Below are 17,945 nucleotides of genomic sequence, written 5' to 3'. Positions count from 1 at the left end.
AACTCAATCAGGCAAAGCTAAAACTAGTCTTTGGTCGCCATCGTAATGGTATAGGTTTTACCTTGTTTGATTTTATCGCTATTGCCAAACACTTCGGTAAACGAGCGTTTCACAAATTGGCGTAAGCCATTGATCGTAACAACATAAAAACGTCCACCTTTACGCATGCGTTCATAGGCATCGAGGAAGTATAAATAATGCTGCTCTTTACCGACTTTGGCTGGTAAGTTTGACATCACAAGGCTAAAGTCTTTGTCTTTTGCTACGTGATTGAAGCCGTTTGATAAATGTACATCGACATTGTTCAGACCGTTTTTTTCACAGTTACGGCGTGCGTACTCTACCGCCATAAAGTCTTTATCGATTAACGTATGCTGACCGTTTGGACATTCACGTGCTGCTGTCATACCAAGTACGCCATAACCACAGCCCAAATCGATTGAATCATCATCTTGCTCAAAGTCCACATAATCAAGCAGCATCAAGCTACCGTCATCGAGCTTTTGTGGTGAGAAAATACCCCACGTGGTCGCAAAATCAAATGGCTTGCCCAATACGTCTTGGCGAAAATTGATATCTTCGCGCCAGTGTTCGGCGTTTTTTAATAGGTCAGCAGGTGGTCTATGGCTCATGGGGTTCTCGGATAATAGATGGGGAAAAGGTAGTGCGCAGCCTAATTAGGTAGCATGTATATCATGACGCACTTTAATAAGGGTATTGTAACGAGAAAAGGGTGGGTTTGCAGCTATCTTTCATTGTATTGCATAGCTCTTGTCTTTGAAGAAAAATGATGTTTGCACTAACAAATATATGAAAGTTTCTTACCTTATTTTCCCAACCGCTTCTTAAGTAAATAATCAAATATAAACGGCCCAAATGGTAAAAATGAGCCGAGCACACCAGCAGGTAATGCCCAAAGCGGCATTTTTACTCTACTCGCGGTGATGATTAATACCATAACATAAGCAACGAATAATACCCCATGCACTGGGCCAACATAGCTCACCGCTTCTGGAATATCGAACATATATTTGAGTGGCATCGCGATACCGAGTAACAATAGAAAAGAAGTACCTTCTAAATAACCCATGATATTAAGGTTTCTGAGTGCAGAGTTTTGACGCTTCGTTAAGGCAGACGGTTGAGCTTGCGACACGATATATTCCTTTTACAATCATCAATAATATTAGATTTCAATGCTTCCCATATGACAATATGGCAAGGTTACCCACGTGGATGATGCTCGGCATGTAGTTTCTGCAATCTTGCCGTTGCCACATGAGTATAGATTTGCGTGGTAGATAAATCGCTATGTCCAAGCAATAACTGCACGCTTCGTAAGTCTGCGCCATGGTTGAGTAGATGCGTGGCAAAGGCGTGACGTAACGTATGCGGCGATAGCTCTTTATCGATACTGGCAACTTTGGCGTACTTCTTGAGCAAGTACCAAAAATTCTGCCGCGTCATATAACCACCTTGCGCCGTCAGAAATACTGCTTGGCAGTTTCCTGATTTTAAATGTGCAATCAAATCACCACGCCCATGGGACAGATAGTCTTCCAATGCATCAGCTGCATATTCGCCGAGCGGCACCAGTCGTGTTTTGTTACCTTTCCCCGTGATTTGTAGCCAGCCAGCATTTAAATTTACTTGCTCTAGTGAGAGGTTGATCAACTCGCTGACACGTAGGCCGCAGGCATATAAAACTTCTAGCATGGCTTTATCACGTAGACCAAGCGCGGTACTGGTATCAGGTGCAGCAAGTAGATTATCGACATCAGCCTCGGCTAAGTCTTTTGGCAAAGGACGACCAAGCTTTGGGCTTTTGATACGCTCACAAGGATTATCTTCACGCAGATTACTGGCAATCATCCATAGATAAAATTGACGCAGACTTGAGAGCATACGCGCTTGAGTACGCGGAGTTTTGCCGTCTTGAGCAAGGAGTGACAGACAGTACATCACATCATCAGGCTGCCAGCGTGTCAGGGCGATAGGGTTGGTCAACTCACAAGCGCGTAGGTCACGGACGTACGCATTACGAGTACGTGTCGCTAGACCGCGCGCCAGCATGGCTTGACGAAACTCAGTCATATAAGCTGGCTCGTCATCGACGGACAATGCTTTAGGTTGGCGCTGTTGCACGGCGCGATCACGGCTCATAAGATAATACTCAGGTAGGGGTTAAGTGAGCAATGACAGACAGTTATTAATATAACATCCAACTTATCATGCCATTTTTTTCTTAACTAGATAGCGATACAGCGTCACGCTTGCAGGCATGTCATCATCGTTATCGACGGTAATTTCGTCAGGATCAGCATCTAAGCTCACGTTTTCAGCCAGTGTTTCTTGATCAATTAGTTCATGCCCTAAATGACGACAGAAATTTGGAATGTCGCGCGTGGTAGCAGGATCTGTAGCCAATATTTCAATCACTTCACCGCCAACTGCTTTTCGAATGACGCGGTGCAGCATCATGACAGGTTCAGGACAGATCAGTCCTTGAGTATCTAAGTGATGGTGGATAGGCGTGTCTGGTATTGAAGTGGTCATAGTCGTTATCGTAAAGCTATATAAGTGAATTTGAAGGTAAGTAGTTTGCTTGAATGCTTATCGCTGCGTACTTTCTAAATCATCTACGCTTCAGCATTTTCGTCAGCATCAGCTACTTCTAAAAAGTTAAAAAACCGCTTAAAGCTTACTTTAAATAAAAATGCCACACCCAGCCAACAAGACAGTCCTAACCATGCAGTATCGGCAAATATTAATCCACCAACCAATATAATAGTTGATACGCCAATACTCATGGCAATCATTGATGGTTGATTTAAGCGATAGCGATAAACAACCAATGCATCATAAATAGTAATGGGTATCGTGAGAGCTACTAAGGCATACGGCAAGTTATAAAATAACTGATAAAGTAACTGGTTATCATGGAAAGCTTTGATACTAGCAATCGTGCCAAAGACCACAAATGCAAAAATAGCCGCATAAATGAGATAAATCGCTATTTGGTTGGCACGTTGGGCACCTTTAATACGGGCAATAGCAAGCGGAGCAAAACCATGCTGTGACTTATGTTGTGAAGGTTGGTCTGAGACAGTGGTCATAGTAATCAGTCATTTATCTGTTAAGAGGTACGATGTATCGAAGTGACATTATAGCCGCACACGTGTCTTTTACCTATCTGGTTTCTTTATTCTGCTTTGATTGCATCGATAGCGATACTACTATTAGGATCAGCAAAATAGGTCGACATCAATATGCAGGCAGAAATATCATCGATTGGGTCGCGTTCATTTTTGATCCAACCATTGTCCCATGCTATTTCTCTTGCTTCGATGGAGGTCAGGCGCTCATCACACAATGATACGGTCACTGGTAGATGTTGCTCCATCACCCTATGGGCCAGACGACGAGCGAATTTGTGTGCTCGTTTTGAAAGCATGGAGCTAGTGCCATCCATATTAAGCGGCAAACCGACCACGACTTGTGCCACGCCCCAAACTTTGATGATGCCAATTAGATTGTCCCAATCTGGCTGACCATTATTCATTGCCAATATATCAAAGGCACGCGCCGTCTGCGTAATAGTATTACCGAGCGCCATGCCCATCTTTTTGACACCGTAATCTAGCGCTAAGATAAGATGCGGCTTTACTTCTGGCTTAATAATTTCAGTAGTGCTATCGAGAGTACCAATATCGATGTCATCACCCATAGCCTCTGCGCTATTGGCTGTAAAAGTGCTATCTACCATAGTCATGGGTGTCCTTTATGTTTTTATCTAAATCTGTAGAGCGTATGATATTACGCATGACCTATGTCACTGCTAAGGTAGTCAAAATTGACACCGATTTTGTCGGCTGCGATTTGCCAACGTTCTTCAAACGGTGTGTCAAATAATAAATTCAGGTCGGCAGGGCAAACTAACCAATCACCATTACTTAGCTCTTGGTCCAACTGTTTTTTGCCCCAGCTAGCATGTCCGAGGCACAGCTGATAGTGACCGACACCTTGCCCTGCAGCGATACGTTTTAGAATATCTTGGCTAGTTGTGATGCAAACGTTTTCCGAAATAGCAAAAGAAGAAGCCCATTCTGGTTGACCAGTATGCAGCACAAATCCGACCTCAGGATACATAGGGCCGCCTTCTAATGCCACATCTTCCATCACCTGTGGGTTGGTTACTTCAATATCTAAATCTTCTAGCAGCTTACCTACGCGAGATTGCTCAAGCGGGCGATTAACCATTAGACCTAGCGCACCGTGCTTGTCATGACGGCAAATATATATAAGTGCCTGCTCAAACCTTGGGTCTGACAGCTCTGGTGCTGCAATCAAAAAATGATGGGTCAAATTGGTTTTGGACATAGAAATAAACGCAACCTAATAATAAAGGTGGAAGACCACTATATGGTGATAATCAATAGAAAAGCAAGATTCATCCTAATTGCTATTGATTATCACACAGACTCAAACAACCATCCGTTTTATTAAAACGGATGGTTGTTTGACATTAGATATATCATACAGAGAGAGTTATTTAACATCGGATAATAAGCTGCGGGCATGATCGCGCGTGACGTCGGTGATAGTGACACCGCCAGACATACGAGCCAACTCGTCTACTTGTGCACTGTCGGTCAATATGAGTAGCTCGCTTTCGGTCTGTTCTTGATGGTGTTTTTGTACCAAGATATGTTGATGCGCTTGCGCCGCAACTTGTGCTTGGTGCGTGATGGCCAGCAATTGCTGTGTTTGGCCAAGTGAGCGTAGCAGTTCGCCAACCACTTGCGCAGTGCCGCCACTGATACCGACATCGACCTCATCAAATACCAACATAGGCTTGGCAGCGTTGTTATCGGCGTTGGTCGCTTGTAAGACTTGCATCACGAGCGCCATACGTGACAGTTCACCACCTGAGGCGATTTTGTGCAAGGGCTGCATTGGCATGCCGACATTGGCGCTGAACAATAAGTCAATATCGTAGCAACCTTGTGTATTGTACTGACTAGGTTCGGCCTTTTTGGTAAAAACAAATTCACAGCGAGCATTAGGTAGCGCAAGCGGTTGTAGTTGTTTGATGAGTTGTTTACTAATTATCGGAGCAGCTTTGGTGCGCTCTTTATTTAACTGTGTGGCCAGAGCGAGATAATCTTGCCAAGCCTGTTCAATTTGCGCTGCCATTACATCACTGCTTGGCTCGTTCTCTAGCTGCTCTAATTGAGCTTCCCAGCCTTTTGCTTCATCAATTAAATCACTCGCGGGCAAGCTATGCTTGCGTGATAAACGATGTCCTAAGCTGATTAGGTTGTCTAGTGTTTGCAAACGCTCAGGATCCGGTAGCTGTTGTTCGGCATAATCTGATAGCAGGGCAGTCACTTCAGTGATTTGCTGCTGTGCTAAATGGAGCTGTTCAGAGGCTTGTTCAAACGTTTGGCTGACGCTTACTTGGTTGTCACAGAGTTTAATCGCTTGCCCGAGCAAGGTCATGACATCTGGCTCATCAGTATCATTGTCGAGTAAGTGCAAGCCATGACTGGCTTCTTGCATTAAGGCTTCAATGTTAGAGAGCTCTTCGTGTTCAGATTCAACTTCTGCGTAGTCCACAGCCAATAATGGCGCAATATCTGCTAATTGGCTCTGCAACAACTGAATACGATCTTGACGCTGGGCTTCACGACTCGCTATGTCATCCGCGCGACGTTTTAACTGCTGATAGGCTTGATAGCTACTCGCAGTTTGGATGACTAGTGGTGTTATCTGTGCCATTTCATCAAGCCATTGCACCACAAACTGCGGTTTGAGTAATGCTTGCTGAGCATGTTGGCTATGTATGTTGACTAGCAAAGTGCCTAAACTCTTTAGTTCCGCTAAGCTAACCGGTGAACCATTTAACCATGCTTTTGAGCGGCCAGTATTACTTAATTGTCGACGAATAAGTACTTCAGGCTCTTCTAGCGGTCGCTCATTGTTGGCAAACCACTCAGCGACGACGCTGTTATTTTCTACATCAAATTGAGCGTAGATATCTGCATGCGCAGCGCCATGCCTAACCATCGCACTGTCTGCTCGCTCACCGACACACAGTGATAGTGCATCTAGTAATAACGACTTGCCAGCACCTGTTTCACCAGTGATGACATTAAAACCTTCAGCCACGCTCAGCTCGTGCTGAGAAATCAACGCAAACTGATGTAAAGTTAACGATACTAGCATCAACGCCTCTCAGGACAGACAATGGACATCATATAAATCTTAGGAAGCCATCTATAAATAGGGTAAATAAGGGAGTGAAAATATCTATTTAAATTTGCTAATTAGATAAATATTGTAGGCAAATAGTATGGTGTTAAACGTGCATAAATACAAACTTTAAGATGAAGTATAATAGAATTTATCATTAGGAGATTACCATAAAACTATCGAAAACTGACAATGAATTATCAGTATAATGCTTATGATATCAATCATTAAGGCAGTGGAGTGTCTCAAGATAGGCATAGTATTTGAAGAGATGTTTCGACTAATAATAATAAAAATATACCTAAAATAGTGAGCCAACTTCCATTCATAAAAATACTAAATACGTATTGAATAAACCAATGGATACTTGTCATCAAATAGAATTTTCCCAGTCGCTTTAACAAACTTTATAGATATAATGTGGTAGCATAATCTCACATAATGATAAACTCTTCTGATGAAGTTTGATGCGCTATGCAACCTAATAACAAGTCATAATTTTGTAAAATTGTAGGCGTATAGTGGTAAAAACATACCACTCGATCATTATTCAAAAGCGTTTTCATAGAACCTGTGGCTACCTTTAGCGCGCAGATATCTACTATAGAGGGATAAGGTGCATAAAGCAGGCGTGTTTGCTTACTGGTCACGTATTTGAAGCCTGGTGCAACTCCGTCGGTACTTTAACCCGTTGCTTATTTTTTAGTTTTGCCATAATTATTTGATAAGGAAGCCACTATGACAGCGGCGCAATTTACTAACGTAACAGTTAATGCCCAAGCGACAGTATCTTATGATGGTCGCTGCTCAAGCCATACCATTATGTTCGAGGATGGTCGCCATAAAACGCTAGGCGTTATCTTACCTTGTGACAACTTAGTTGAGCATTACCACTTCAGCACCAATACCTCTGAGCGTATCGAAATCACCAGTGGTGAGTGTGAAGTGAAGATTAATGGTGATGACGAGTTTAGTTACTATCGTGCAGGTCAATCATTTGTCGTTGAAGGCAATAGCGGTTTTAATCTACGTACCGAAGAGATTGTTCAATATGTCTGTCATCTAGAAGGCTGATATCATTGGTAGAGTATTTGGGCTTTATCATTCTAGCGCTTGCTCTATCACATATTAATCGTTCAAGAAAATAAACAATATCGGATTGGTATTGTTTATTTCTTTTTTGACGTTTAGTTTACTATTCTCGCATCATGAATGAACTATGACACGTCAAACTAACGTCATTCTCTTTTATCCCATCGCTTAGTGCGATATCCACTTTATATTTAGTAGGCCTATTATGGCAAAACCCATTTATTTTTACGGCATTCATGCAATTGATGCGTTACTTGAACATCGTCCTCTTGATGGTCTTAGTTTGTTTGTACAGCAAGGACGTGAGAGTGATAGTCATGTACAAGCTATCATGGCTGAAGCGGACGCAAACGGCATTAGCATTCAACCAACCCAAAAAGACAAGCTGACGCAGTTATGTGGTAGTCCGCAGCATCAAGGCGTGGTGCTCAATGCTCGTCCGTTAGGTTTCGCTGATGAAGGTTTGCTTGACACTATTATTGGTCGTGAACAGTGCTTATTATTAGTACTAGATCAAATCACAGATGCACATAACTTTGGTGCTTGCTTACGTACCGCAGTGGCTATGGGTGTGGATGCAGTGGTTTGTCCGAAACACCATGCAGCGAGTCTAACGCCAACAGTCGCTAAAGTATCGGTTGGTGCAGCAGAGATGATGCCGATCGTCAGCGTTACGAACTTGGCACGCACGTTATCACAAATAAAAAGTGCAGGGGTTTTCGTATTTGGTACGGCACTTAGTGAAGAAGCTAAGCCAATACATGCCGCTGACCTAACTGGCAAGACCGCTATCATTATGGGTTCAGAAGGAGAGGGTATGCGTCGCCTGACAATGGAGAGCTGTGATGAGTTGGTTTATATTCCAATGTCAGGAAACGAGCATGGTAATCTACAAAGTCTAAATGTGAGTGTTGCTACTGGGATGGCATTGTATGAGGTTAATCGCCAGCGAACTTTAGCTGCTGGGCAAGCGTAAGGTATTCTTGATGTAAAGGTTTTAGTTGTAGATATAGAGAGGCGAGGTCGCTCTCATTGAGTATGACATTGTCTGCATGACGATTGCGCTCTTCACGACTAAGTTGATTGGTCATAATGGCTTTAATCTTTTGTATGCTTTGATCATCACGCTGACTGGCACGCGCAAGCTGCGTGTCCTCAGTTGCATCCATCACCAAAATACGTTGACATAAATTGGCCAGTCCCGCTTCTGCCGCCTCGATAAGTAGAGGCGCTGAAAGGATGATATACGGTGAAGTACTAGCATCTAGTTGTGCTTTCGCCGTCTCACGTATCGCTGGGTGAGTGATAGCCTCAAGCTCAATCAGCGCCTCAGGGTTTGCAAATACATGCGTACGTACAGCAGTCCTATCCATGACGCCCTCGTCCGTCAATATCCAATCACCAAATTTCTTCTGAATTTTCCGTAGAGTAGCGCTGCCTTTAGCGACAATCTCATGGGCGATCACGTCTGCATCAATGATATCGATACCTTGCTCAGAAAACCAAGCACTAGCGGCAGATTTGCCACTACCGATACCACCCGTCAAACCGACTACGAGCTTCTTATTTTTTGGTTGCGGGGTTTGGGGTTGGTGTGAATAATAAGGTGATGTATTTTTTGACATAATAATGGCTTATCTGACAGATAGAACAATGAATGCAGCTATAAACTCATAATCGACCTTTTAAGGTTTCGTTCATGAGTCACTGCTGAAATTTACTACAATAATCTAGTGTACGCTATCAACTATTAAACATACATACCAAGATACCAGCTAACAATATCTGATCCGTATAACAATGCCACAATACCTGCAATAGCGATATAAGGCCCGAAAGCAAAAGGTCGGCTTTCACCCTGTTTTTTCATCAAAATCAACCCGACGATAGAGCCAAGTAAAGACGATAGAAGAATAATCAAGGGTAACATCATAGGTCCAAGCCAAGCACCTAATACTGCCAATAGCTTGAAATCTCCTTGCCCCATTCCATGTTTCTTAGTGATCAAGTAAAAGATTTTTACTACTATCCAAAGCGATAAAAACCCTAGTAGTAGTCCCCATATCGATTGTGTTGGCGTGACAAACCAGCTTTGTGAATTTACAGCCAACCCCAAGCCTGCCAATGGAAAAGTCAAACGATCAGGTAGTAGCTGCGTATCAAAATCTATACCTGTTAGAGCCACCAGTGTCCATACCAAAACCAATGCGGACAAGCCTGTAGTATTCACACCAAATTTATATATTACTAATACGGACAGAAGGGCAGTTACTAACTCAACGAGAGGGTAGCGCAGACCAATTGCTGCTTTACAGCTTGAACAGCGTCCACTTAGTAAAAGCCAGCTTATTAAAGGTATATTTTCATACCACTTAATTTTATGTGCACAATGAGGGCAGCGTGAGGCAGGTCGACTTAGAGTGATCGGTTGGTCAGCAGCTACAATATTTGCTATGGGTAGTGTATGCTCGCGTGGCAAATCTGTTTGATCAGACATAAACTGGCTACACTCTTGTCTCCAACCATACACCATCATGAGTGGTATGCGATGAATCACAACATTTAGAAAACTGCCAACGCAAAGACCTAATAGGCCAAATACGAACAAAGCTAGGGTGATGTTTTCTTGTAATAACTGTATAAATTGCATCAAATCATTATCCTACGACTGAACCCATTTGGAAGATTGGTAAGTACATTGCAATAACCAAACCGCCCACCAGTACACCTAGTACTGCCATAATCATTGGCTCCATCAAGCTGGTCAAACCATCAACAGCATTATCAACTTCGTTTTCGTAGTAGACAGCAACTTTATCCAGCATTTCTTCCAAACTACCAGACTCTTCGCCAATGCCAACCATTTGAATGACTAGACTTGGAAACAAGTTGGTCGAACGTATAGAGAATTGTAATTGCTGACCGGTAGAGACATCGTTTTTAATCTGCTGAGTAGCATTGTAAAATACGACATTATTGGTCGCGCCAGCAGTAGAGTCTAGAGCATCAATAAGTGGCACGCCAGCAGCAAAAGTCGTAGATAGTGTACGAGAAAAACGGGCGATAATTGCTTGATAAGCGATTTTGCCAAATATGGGCGCTTTTAAAACAGCACGGTCTAAGAGGTCACGGAATTTCTTAGAGCGTTTTTTGGTCTCTGAGAAACCGATGATTGCACCGCCGATAACAATAATCAAGATGAACCACCATGCCTGCATCCATTCAGACATACCAACAACCATTTGAGTAAAGGCGGGCAGCTCTGCACCAAATGAGCTAAATAAGTCAGAGAATACAGGCACTACTTTTATTAGTAGAATCATAGTAACAATGATAGCTACTATGATTACAGCAATAGGGTACTTCATTGCCTTTTTAATTTTTGCTTTTAAGAGCTCACTTTTTTCTTTATAAGTAGCTACACGCTCAAGCATGGTTTCAAGTGCGCCTGACTGCTCGCCAGACTCAACAAGTGAGCAAAACAGGTCGTCAAAATATCGAGGATGCTTGCGCAAAGCAGAGGCAAAAGTGCCACCAGCTTCAATATCTGCTTTTATTTGCAATACTAAGTCTTTCATACTTGGGTTATCAAGGGAGTCGGCGACAATTTCAAAAGACTGTGTTAACGGTACACCTGCTTTCATCATTGTTGCTAATTGCCGAGCAAAAATAGCAATATCGATGGCTTTAATAGGTTTTTTAAAGGTATAGAGTGGTTTTGGCTTTTTCTTAATTCCTTTAACCGTGATGCCTTGCTTACGTAAGGTTGCTTTCGCCAGCTCTAAGTTACGACTGGTGGTTTCGCCCTTTACCTTTTGGCCGCGTCGGTTTACACCGTCGTAAACAAAATCTAACAACATATCGGTCTTAGCTTTTGCCATGTTACTACCCTTAAAATTGTCCAAGATATATTGCAAATCTACAATAGAATACCAGACTTAAGGTACTAGTCAGGCATACTTTATTTTAGCGCAAAAAACCAGTGTTTATCTGTTTTATTTTTAGGAACATCTGATAACAAGAGTTACTAGATTATAAATCATCTAGTAGTTAAAATTTATAATCTAAATAAGAGTCTATACTTCTGATCTTTACTCAGAAGTCACCCTCATCATTTCTTGAATACTTGTGACGCCTTGCAACACTTTTAAAATCCCAGAACGGCGCAAGTCGCGGAATCCATTTTTAATAGCAGCGTCCTTGATATCTATCGCATTACCATCCTCCATAATGATGCGTGAAATATCAGGACTGACTTTCATCACCTCATAAATACCCACACGACCTTTATACCCTTCACGACACTCATTACAGCCGACTGGTTCATAAATGACATTATCAGTATTATCTAAGTCAGTATCAGTAAAACCAATCTCTAATAAACTTTGCCTTGGAATGCTAATAGGTTTTTTACAATTCTGACAGAGGCGTCGTGCTAAGCGTTGGGCAATGACTAAGTTGACTGAGGTGGCAATATTGAAAGAGGCAACGCCCATATTGCGTAAACGCGTTAATGTTTCAGGTGCTGAGTTGGTATGCAAAGTAGAAAGAACCATATGACCAGTTTGTGCTGCTTTAATGGCAATCTCAGCAGTTTCAAGATCACGAATCTCACCGACCATGACAATATCAGGATCCTGACGTAAAAAAGATTTGAGTGCATTGGCAAACGTTAGACCAACTTTAGGGTTAACGTTAACTTGGTTGATTCCTTCAAGATTGATCTCGACCGGATCTTCAGCCGTTGAGATATTGGTTGCTCCAGTATTTAAAATATTGATACCAGTGTAAAGGGAGACTGTCTTGCCAGAACCAGTAGGACCCGTGATCAACAACATGCCTTGCGGCTTGTGCAAAGCTTCCAAAAACATTTCTTGTTGATCTGGTTCATATCCTAATGCATCGATACCTAACATCGCTGACGATGGATCAAGAATACGCAAAACAATTTTCTCACCAAACAACGTTGGTAGTGAGTTCACTCGAAAATCAATCGCTTTGTTTTTAGAGATTTTTAGTTTGATACGTCCATCTTGTGGTACTCGGCGCTCTGATATATCCATCTGAGACATGACTTTCAAGCGTGCTGCGATTTTATTCGCAAGTTGAACGGGTGGATTGGCCATTTTTTGCATGACGCCATCCACCCGAAAACGTACTCTAAAAGACTTTTCATATGGCTCAAAATGTAGATCAGAGGCGCCCATACGGATAGCATCGACTAGCATTTTATTGACGAACTTTACAACAGGTGCTTCATCGACACCGTCGTTTAGCTTAGTTTCACCATCATCTTTATCTTCGCCACCGTCTTCAACGTCAACGTTCAAATCACTATCAGAGAAACTATCAAAGCTTTGCATTGTATCTGCATACGTACTTTCAATACGTTTTTTGAGCTTATTTTCTTCAACGATGACGGTTTCTATCGATAATCGAGAGTTAAAGGCAATCGCATCAATAGCATCTACACGCGTCGGATCACTTAATGCAACAAACAGGCGCTGCCCTCGTTTAAAGAGTGGTAAAGCATTAAATTTACGAACAATTTTTTCATCAACCAAGTCTTTTGGGATGATATCAACGTTTAATGCATCGAGATCGAATAGAGGGTCCCCGAAGGCTTGGGATAGCATTTGAGCAAGATGATAAGCGTCGGCCAGTTTGTTGTCTACCAGATAGGGTACCAGTCCTATTTTTTGCTGCTGCGACTCAACCTGTGCCGTCTTCATATTTGCTTCGCTAACAACACCGTCACTAATGAGTTGCTGCGCTAGACCACCGTACTTACTGGTTGCGATAGACATTCTGACCTCTCCTGTTATACGAAGTATTCTGTAGACCCGCTTGGTATTACACGCTATATAATTGTCGTTACTAGTCGGCGAAGCACTTTAAAGATTTTAGTTGTTTTGTCTTCTTACGCATTTACGTATAGCACTATCTACAATATTCGAGCTTAAGAACTTAGTAGTATAGAACTTTACTTTAGTTTGAAAGTTTTATATATACCATTAAACGACTAGCTCGTAGAAATACTTGTCTGTTACTACCTTATTTGTAGATAAGTTTATAGAAGTGCTTTTGCTCATGGTTGCACGCTACTATAGCACTTGCGAATTATTTGTTATACTGACGCGCATATTAGCCGAATTGGCATGAATACATGAGACAAGGTAAATAAGTATGCAAGCTTGGGTAATTGGCAATTGGAAACAGAATCCTGCGACTAACAGTGCTGTTAATGAACTGTTGGACGACTTATTGATCAAAGTGGACTCTGAAAAACGGGCTAATACGCAAACGTCAAAAAATCGTTGCAAATTAATGGTAGCGCCAAGTTGTGTTCATTTAAATACAGTCAGTACGCGCCTAGCAGATAGCTCAATACTTTGTGCAGCTCAGAATGTCAGTACTCATAGTGCAAGTACAGGTGCCTATACTGGTGACTGTTCAGCACAGCAAGTAGCAGATGCAGGTGCTACTTGGACATTATTAGGCCATTCTGAGCGTCGCCAATACCACAAAGAGTCTCATGAATGCCTGATAAACAAATTGTCTCATGCGTTTTCTCAAAACTTAGGCGTGGTGTTTTGCATCGGCGAAACACAAGAGCAGTATGACAATGGTCAAACACTCAATGTTATCAATGAGCAACTCTCAGTTATTAAGGACTTACTGACTCAGCAACCAGATTTAGCATCATCGTTATCTGAAAAGCTGCTCGTCGCTTACGAACCTGTATGGGCGATTGGTACAGGTAAAGTGCCGACTGTGGCAGAAGTGAGTAAGACTCATCAGTATATTAAACAAACAGTTGCAAGCTTTGCTGATATCACAGATAGGATTACCGTGCTGTATGGCGGTAGTGTCAATGCTAATAATGCCAATAGCTTTGCTGCTAACGCTATGATTGATGGCGCACTGGTGGGCGGTGCTTCGTTAAAAGCAGATAGCTTTCTAGCGATTGCCAAAGCCTTTGACCAAGCTAATGCTTAATTGATTAAATAATTTTCAGATATCAAGATCATAGCTTATAGACAGTATGGTTTTATTGGTTGGTAAAAGTAGGTTTAACACTGCCCTTGCAATCGTGTACAATGCGCCTTATTTATATAATCGATTTGGCATTTGACAATATCGATTGTCCTTATATTCACTTTACGTTTTATTTTTCGTTATCAGTCGTCATTACGCGGCAAAAGAGGCCACCATGTTTACGTTTATATTAGCCCTGCATATTATTGTGGCCATTGCCATGATCGGCTTGATTCTGATACAGCATGGTAAAGGGGCAGACGCTGGAGCTTCTTTTGGTGCCGGTTCATCAGGTACCGTGTTTGGCGCAGCAGGAACTGCTAACTTTTTGACACGTGCTACGGCAGTGCTGACGGTCATATTTTTTATTACTAGTATGACGCTTGCCGTTCATGCTCGTAAGCAAGCAGAAGATCAGTTTCGTCTAGATGCACCAGTTTCAGCACCGCAAACGCCGCGTCCAATGACTCAACATTCCGAGTAAGCTTCTTTTAAGTAGGCAGCACTTGCTATTTTGGTAGGTTAGATTTACAATGCTTTCCTGTTTTCGCAACTCCTGTTCTATAGGTGCCTACCTTAAGCATCATTAATTATAGATTGGACGATAGAGACAGAGCAGTACAATGCGATTGTGGTGGAATGGTAGACACGCCATCTTGAGGGGGTGGTGGCGAAAGCTGTGGGGGTTCAAGTCCCCCCAATCGCACCAAGTTTTACAGGCGCAGCATAGCGTCAGGTTGGATTTTTTAGCAGAGAATACTTAATTTATAATTAATTTAAAAAAAGTATTGACACTTCTATTAAACCTACCTATAATATGCGTTCTAGATTGATGCGGGGTGGAGCAGTCTGGTAGCTCGTCGGGCTCATAACCCGAAGGTCGTTGGTTCAAATCCAGCCCCCGCTACCACTTTTTATACTGATGTTTTGTACACTAAATTTGTCAGTACCGATTAGCCCACCATTATGTTTGTGGGTTTTTTTGTATCTGAAGGTCAGTGTTATCGCGGTATCTATCCTACTTATGCTAAGCTCTAAGTCTATAGAGTATGATATTACTCGTCACTGGTCATCATCGGCCGCTACCGGCACGGTGTTTCTTAAGCAACACTATCTTTTATTCCTCATACTTTCATCGATAGTAGTGCTTTATAAATAATAAAAGCATTGTTTGGTCGAGCTTGATGTTTTTTACGCTCGTCCTTATATAAATGCACAATATGTATCATATAGTTGTGATTCAAAATTATATACTAACCGTGACTCTTATCATCATAAGATTATTATATATAGATAAGCGTCGATCTTTAATACGGTTTACTAAGTACGATAGATAAGTGAATAGGAAAATACAAAGAGATTATGAAGCTTTCGACTAAAGTTGCAGAACTGACTAATATTATTGCTCCTGCCGTGGCCGCCTGTGATGTGTCACTATGGGGTATCGAGTTTGCGCCACAAGGTCGTCGCTCTTTACTACGTATCTATATTGAGGCACTGCCAGAAGAGCAAGCCCAAGATAAACAAGTAACGATTGAAGACTGTGCAGCAGTAAACCACCAAGTAAGCGGTATTTTAGAAGTTCATGATCCTATCGCTGGTGAGTATATCTTAGAAGTGTCTTCACCTGGCTTCGACCGTGCATTTTTCTCTGACGAGCAGATGCATGCATATGTTGGTCAAACGGTGAGCTTGCGTCTCATTCAAGCTATTGGCACAGGCGATCAAAAGCGTCGTAAGGCCACAGGTACTCTAGATAGTATTGATGAAAATTCTCTAAAACTAACGTCAAGTGATGGCGAGCAGTTTGAGATTGCATTGAGTAATATTGATAAAGCCAACTTGATTTATGAAGATGCCTAGATTTTTACTAGGATAACTGTTTATAGACAGTTTTATCTTCCAATAGCTTATGTGGCTTATAGCAACTATATAATAGCAGCACACAAATTATAAAATTTAAGTCAATTAAAAAATGATAGGACAGGTATAGCATGAGTCGTGAAATCTTAACGGTAGTAGAAACTGTCAGTAATGAAAAGGGCTTAAATCCTGAAGATATTTTTGAAGCAATTGAAGACGCTTTGGTGGTATCGACTAAGAAAAAAGTATATACCGAGCAGCCAGAAGTGGCTGTACGGGTAGCAATCGACCGTGCAACTGGCGATTACGATACTTATCGTTACTGGACAGTGGTTGCAGATGAAGACCATGAAATGCCAGCTTGTCAGCTTGCTATTACAGATCTTGATCAAGAAGAATGGTCAATCGGTGATATCAAAGAAGAGCAGATTGAATCGATCGAATTTGGTCGTATTGCTGCTACGCAAGCTAAGCAAGTTATCATTCAAAAAATTCGTGAAGCTGAGCGTGCACTTGTTGCAGATGCCTTTGAGCCACGTGTTGGTGAGATGATGTATGGCGAAGTCAAAAAACAGACACGTGATGGCTATATCATTGATCTAGGAGATAATACTGAAGGGTATTTATCACGTGATCAGATGTTGCCACGTGAGCAATTACGTGCAAAATCGCGTATTAACGCTATCTTATACCATGTAAACCGTGAAAACCGCGGTGCACAGTTACTGTTATCTCGTACTCATCCTGAGATGCTTTCAGCATTAATGCAAAAAGAAGTACCTGAGATTGCAGAACAAATTATTGAAGTCCGTAATGTGGCTCGTCTGCCGGGTACTCGTGCTAAAATAGCTGTGAAGACCAATGATCACCGTATTGATCCAGTTGGTGCTTGTATTGGTATGCGTGGTACACGTATCCAAGCAGTACAGCAAGAGTTGGACGGTGAGCGCATCGATGTCGTGGTATGGTCAGATGATCCGGCCCAGTTTATTATTAGCTCTTTAGAGCCTGCTGATGTAAGCAGTATCATTCTGGACGAAGATGCCCAAACAGCAGATATTATCTTTAGCACCAATGACCAATTGGCGCGTGCTATTGGCTCACAAGGTCAAAATGTACGTCTAGCATCTGAGCTAACGGGCTATAAGCTTAATATGATGCTTGAAGAAGAGTACAAGCAGCGTCAAGAAAATGAATCTAAAGCGTTTATTGAGTTATTTTATGAGCGCCTAGAAGTAGACCAAGATTTAGCACAGGCATTGGTTGATATTGGATTTACCAGTATCGAAGAAGTTGCCTATGTACCAGTCGAGACTTTCTACGATATTGAAGGTCTAGACGATGAAGCGATCGATATGATTCAAGAGCGTGCTAAAGAAGTTGTCATCGCTGATGAATTGGTCAAACAACAGAACATGAAAGAGCCGAGTCAAGAGCTCCAAGAGCTTGAAGGTATGACAGTCAGCTGGGCCTATAAAATGGCACAAAAAGACATCATCACTGTTGATGACTTGGCAGAACAAGCCGTCTTCGATCTAGAAGATATCGAAGGATTAGACTCTGAAACTGCAGGAAAACTCATCATGAAAGCTCGGGAATCTTGGTTCGATGAATAAGCGGTAACTGCATATCGCTGTCTTTTGGTGATATGCTATTGAGAATAAAGTGCTAGCGCTTACATGTTGTAGGTACTAGCC

At 42.1% G+C, this 17,945-nt stretch carries 18 protein-coding genes and 2 tRNA genes; 8 read left to right on the top strand and 12 right to left on the bottom strand.

Features of this window, described 5'->3' with window-relative positions:
- Positions 1 to 23 precede the first annotated feature (23 nt).
- The 8 genes from ACT3QR_RS03520 to recN form a co-directional block, all read right to left on the bottom strand.
- On the bottom strand, positions 24 to 632 hold the full coding sequence (locus ACT3QR_RS03520; RefSeq protein WP_444520006.1) for a class I SAM-dependent methyltransferase: 609 nt from the start codon (positions 630 to 632) through the stop codon (positions 24 to 26).
- Between the two features lie 194 nt (positions 633 to 826).
- Positions 827 to 1,156, bottom strand: a complete 330-nt coding sequence (locus tag ACT3QR_RS03515; protein ID WP_444520005.1) for a DUF3817 domain-containing protein — start codon at positions 1,154 to 1,156, stop codon at positions 827 to 829.
- A 68-nt stretch (positions 1,157 to 1,224) separates the two neighbouring features.
- Positions 1,225 to 2,163 (bottom strand): site-specific tyrosine recombinase XerD, encoded by a 939-nt coding sequence (gene xerD / locus ACT3QR_RS03510; RefSeq protein ID WP_444520004.1) that lies wholly within the window; start codon positions 2,161 to 2,163, stop codon positions 1,225 to 1,227.
- A 66-nt stretch (positions 2,164 to 2,229) separates the two neighbouring features.
- Complete coding sequence (gene tusA, locus ACT3QR_RS03505; RefSeq protein WP_444520003.1) at positions 2,230 to 2,556, bottom strand: sulfurtransferase TusA; 327 nt, start codon at positions 2,554 to 2,556, stop codon at positions 2,230 to 2,232.
- Positions 2,557 to 2,639: 83 nt separating this feature from the next.
- Positions 2,640 to 3,116, bottom strand: coding sequence for a hypothetical protein (locus ACT3QR_RS03500; protein WP_444520002.1), 477 nt, complete (start codon positions 3,114 to 3,116; stop codon positions 2,640 to 2,642).
- Positions 3,117 to 3,202: 86 nt separating this feature from the next.
- A complete protein-coding gene (gene ruvX / locus ACT3QR_RS03495; RefSeq protein WP_444520104.1) occupies positions 3,203 to 3,727 on the bottom strand; it encodes a Holliday junction resolvase RuvX in 525 nt (174 codons plus the stop codon).
- 89 nt (positions 3,728 to 3,816) lie between these two features.
- Positions 3,817 to 4,380 carry a YqgE/AlgH family protein gene (locus ACT3QR_RS03490; protein WP_101204671.1) on the bottom strand — a complete coding sequence of 188 codons (564 nt, stop codon included), beginning with the start codon at positions 4,378 to 4,380 and terminating at the stop codon, positions 3,817 to 3,819.
- A gap of 168 nt (positions 4,381 to 4,548) precedes the next feature.
- Entirely contained in the window at positions 4,549 to 6,228 is a 1,680-nt protein-coding gene (gene recN / locus ACT3QR_RS03485; RefSeq protein ID WP_444520001.1) for a DNA repair protein RecN, read from the bottom strand.
- Between the two features lie 765 nt (positions 6,229 to 6,993).
- On the opposite strand from recN, the gene ppnP reads away from it, so the two are divergent.
- Together ppnP and rlmB are read left to right on the top strand one after the other, a co-directional pair.
- Entirely contained in the window at positions 6,994 to 7,329 is a 336-nt protein-coding gene (gene ppnP, locus ACT3QR_RS03480; protein WP_057757729.1) for a pyrimidine/purine nucleoside phosphorylase, read from the top strand.
- A gap of 223 nt (positions 7,330 to 7,552) precedes the next feature.
- The gene (gene rlmB, locus ACT3QR_RS03475) at positions 7,553 to 8,323 is read left to right on the top strand and encodes a 23S rRNA (guanosine(2251)-2'-O)-methyltransferase RlmB (protein WP_444520000.1); all 771 of its coding nucleotides are present in this window, start codon (positions 7,553 to 7,555) and stop codon (positions 8,321 to 8,323) included.
- Here the strand turns inward: rlmB and coaE are convergent.
- The 4 genes from coaE to pilB form a co-directional block, all read right to left on the bottom strand.
- Positions 8,286 to 8,972, bottom strand: coding sequence for a dephospho-CoA kinase (gene coaE / locus ACT3QR_RS03470; protein ID WP_444519999.1), 687 nt, complete (start codon positions 8,970 to 8,972; stop codon positions 8,286 to 8,288). The two genes, rlmB and coaE, sit on opposite strands and share 38 nt — an antisense overlap.
- Positions 8,973 to 9,097: 125 nt before the next feature.
- Positions 9,098 to 9,997: a prepilin peptidase gene (locus ACT3QR_RS03465; RefSeq protein WP_444520103.1), complete on the bottom strand. Its 900-nt coding sequence runs from the start codon at positions 9,995 to 9,997 to the stop codon at positions 9,098 to 9,100.
- Positions 9,998 to 10,004: 7 nt separating this feature from the next.
- Positions 10,005 to 11,228 (bottom strand): type II secretion system F family protein, encoded by a 1,224-nt coding sequence (locus ACT3QR_RS03460; protein ID WP_444519998.1) that lies wholly within the window; start codon positions 11,226 to 11,228, stop codon positions 10,005 to 10,007.
- A gap of 210 nt (positions 11,229 to 11,438) precedes the next feature.
- A complete protein-coding gene (pilB, locus tag ACT3QR_RS03455) occupies positions 11,439 to 13,154 on the bottom strand; it encodes a type IV-A pilus assembly ATPase PilB (RefSeq protein WP_444519997.1) in 1,716 nt (571 codons plus the stop codon).
- A 379-nt stretch (positions 13,155 to 13,533) separates the two neighbouring features.
- Between pilB and tpiA the strand changes: the two genes are divergently transcribed.
- The 6 genes from tpiA to nusA all read left to right on the top strand — a co-directional run bounded on the left by tpiA (position 13,534) and on the right by nusA (position 17,864).
- Complete coding sequence (gene tpiA, locus ACT3QR_RS03450; RefSeq protein ID WP_444519996.1) at positions 13,534 to 14,346, top strand: triose-phosphate isomerase; 813 nt, start codon at positions 13,534 to 13,536, stop codon at positions 14,344 to 14,346.
- Between the two features lie 214 nt (positions 14,347 to 14,560).
- Positions 14,561 to 14,869 (top strand): preprotein translocase subunit SecG, encoded by a 309-nt coding sequence (secG, locus tag ACT3QR_RS03445; protein WP_191114493.1) that lies wholly within the window; start codon positions 14,561 to 14,563, stop codon positions 14,867 to 14,869.
- 141 nt (positions 14,870 to 15,010) lie between these two features.
- Positions 15,011 to 15,094, top strand: a tRNA-Leu gene (locus ACT3QR_RS03440).
- 124 nt (positions 15,095 to 15,218) lie between these two features.
- Positions 15,219 to 15,295 (top strand) — tRNA-Met (locus ACT3QR_RS03435).
- A gap of 452 nt (positions 15,296 to 15,747) precedes the next feature.
- On the top strand, positions 15,748 to 16,248 hold the full coding sequence (gene rimP / locus ACT3QR_RS03430) for a ribosome maturation factor RimP (RefSeq protein WP_057757748.1): 501 nt from the start codon (positions 15,748 to 15,750) through the stop codon (positions 16,246 to 16,248).
- 131 nt (positions 16,249 to 16,379) lie between these two features.
- On the top strand, positions 16,380 to 17,864 hold the full coding sequence (gene nusA / locus ACT3QR_RS03425; protein ID WP_444519995.1) for a transcription termination factor NusA: 1,485 nt from the start codon (positions 16,380 to 16,382) through the stop codon (positions 17,862 to 17,864).
- Positions 17,865 to 17,945: the final 81 nt, after the last annotated feature.

The sequence above is a fragment of the Psychrobacter sp. AOP7-B1-25 genome (assembly GCF_052376195.1).
Classification (GTDB): domain Bacteria; phylum Pseudomonadota; class Gammaproteobacteria; order Pseudomonadales; family Moraxellaceae; genus Psychrobacter.
Note: the sequence above shows the minus strand (reverse complement) of the source record. Positions and strands in the feature narration are given on the sequence as shown.

Coding starts and splice junctions, on each gene's coding strand:
- ACT3QR_RS03520 (WP_444520006.1), bottom strand. CDS start 632: ATGAGCCATAGACCACCTGCTGACCTATTAAAAAACGCCGAACACTGG.
- ruvX (WP_444520104.1), bottom strand. CDS start 3,727: ATGGGTGATGACATCGATATTGGTACTCTCGATAGCACTACTGAAATT.
- ACT3QR_RS03460 (WP_444519998.1), bottom strand. CDS start 11,228: ATGGCAAAAGCTAAGACCGATATGTTGTTAGATTTTGTTTACGACGGT.
- coaE (WP_444519999.1), bottom strand. CDS start 8,972: ATGTCAAAAAATACATCACCTTATTATTCACACCAACCCCAAACCCCG.
- ACT3QR_RS03500 (WP_444520002.1), bottom strand. CDS start 3,116: ATGACCACTGTCTCAGACCAACCTTCACAACATAAGTCACAGCATGGT.
- recN (WP_444520001.1), bottom strand. CDS start 6,228: ATGCTAGTATCGTTAACTTTACATCAGTTTGCGTTGATTTCTCAGCAC.
- nusA (WP_444519995.1), top strand. CDS start 16,380: ATGAGTCGTGAAATCTTAACGGTAGTAGAAACTGTCAGTAATGAAAAG.
- rimP (WP_057757748.1), top strand. CDS start 15,748: ATGAAGCTTTCGACTAAAGTTGCAGAACTGACTAATATTATTGCTCCT.
- pilB (WP_444519997.1), bottom strand. CDS start 13,154: ATGTCTATCGCAACCAGTAAGTACGGTGGTCTAGCGCAGCAACTCATT.
- ACT3QR_RS03465 (WP_444520103.1), bottom strand. CDS start 9,997: ATGCAATTTATACAGTTATTACAAGAAAACATCACCCTAGCTTTGTTC.
- secG (WP_191114493.1), top strand. CDS start 14,561: ATGTTTACGTTTATATTAGCCCTGCATATTATTGTGGCCATTGCCATG.
- xerD (WP_444520004.1), bottom strand. CDS start 2,163: ATGAGCCGTGATCGCGCCGTGCAACAGCGCCAACCTAAAGCATTGTCC.
- rlmB (WP_444520000.1), top strand. CDS start 7,553: ATGGCAAAACCCATTTATTTTTACGGCATTCATGCAATTGATGCGTTA.
- ppnP (WP_057757729.1), top strand. CDS start 6,994: ATGACAGCGGCGCAATTTACTAACGTAACAGTTAATGCCCAAGCGACA.
- ACT3QR_RS03490 (WP_101204671.1), bottom strand. CDS start 4,380: ATGTCCAAAACCAATTTGACCCATCATTTTTTGATTGCAGCACCAGAG.
- tpiA (WP_444519996.1), top strand. CDS start 13,534: ATGCAAGCTTGGGTAATTGGCAATTGGAAACAGAATCCTGCGACTAAC.
- tusA (WP_444520003.1), bottom strand. CDS start 2,556: ATGACCACTTCAATACCAGACACGCCTATCCACCATCACTTAGATACT.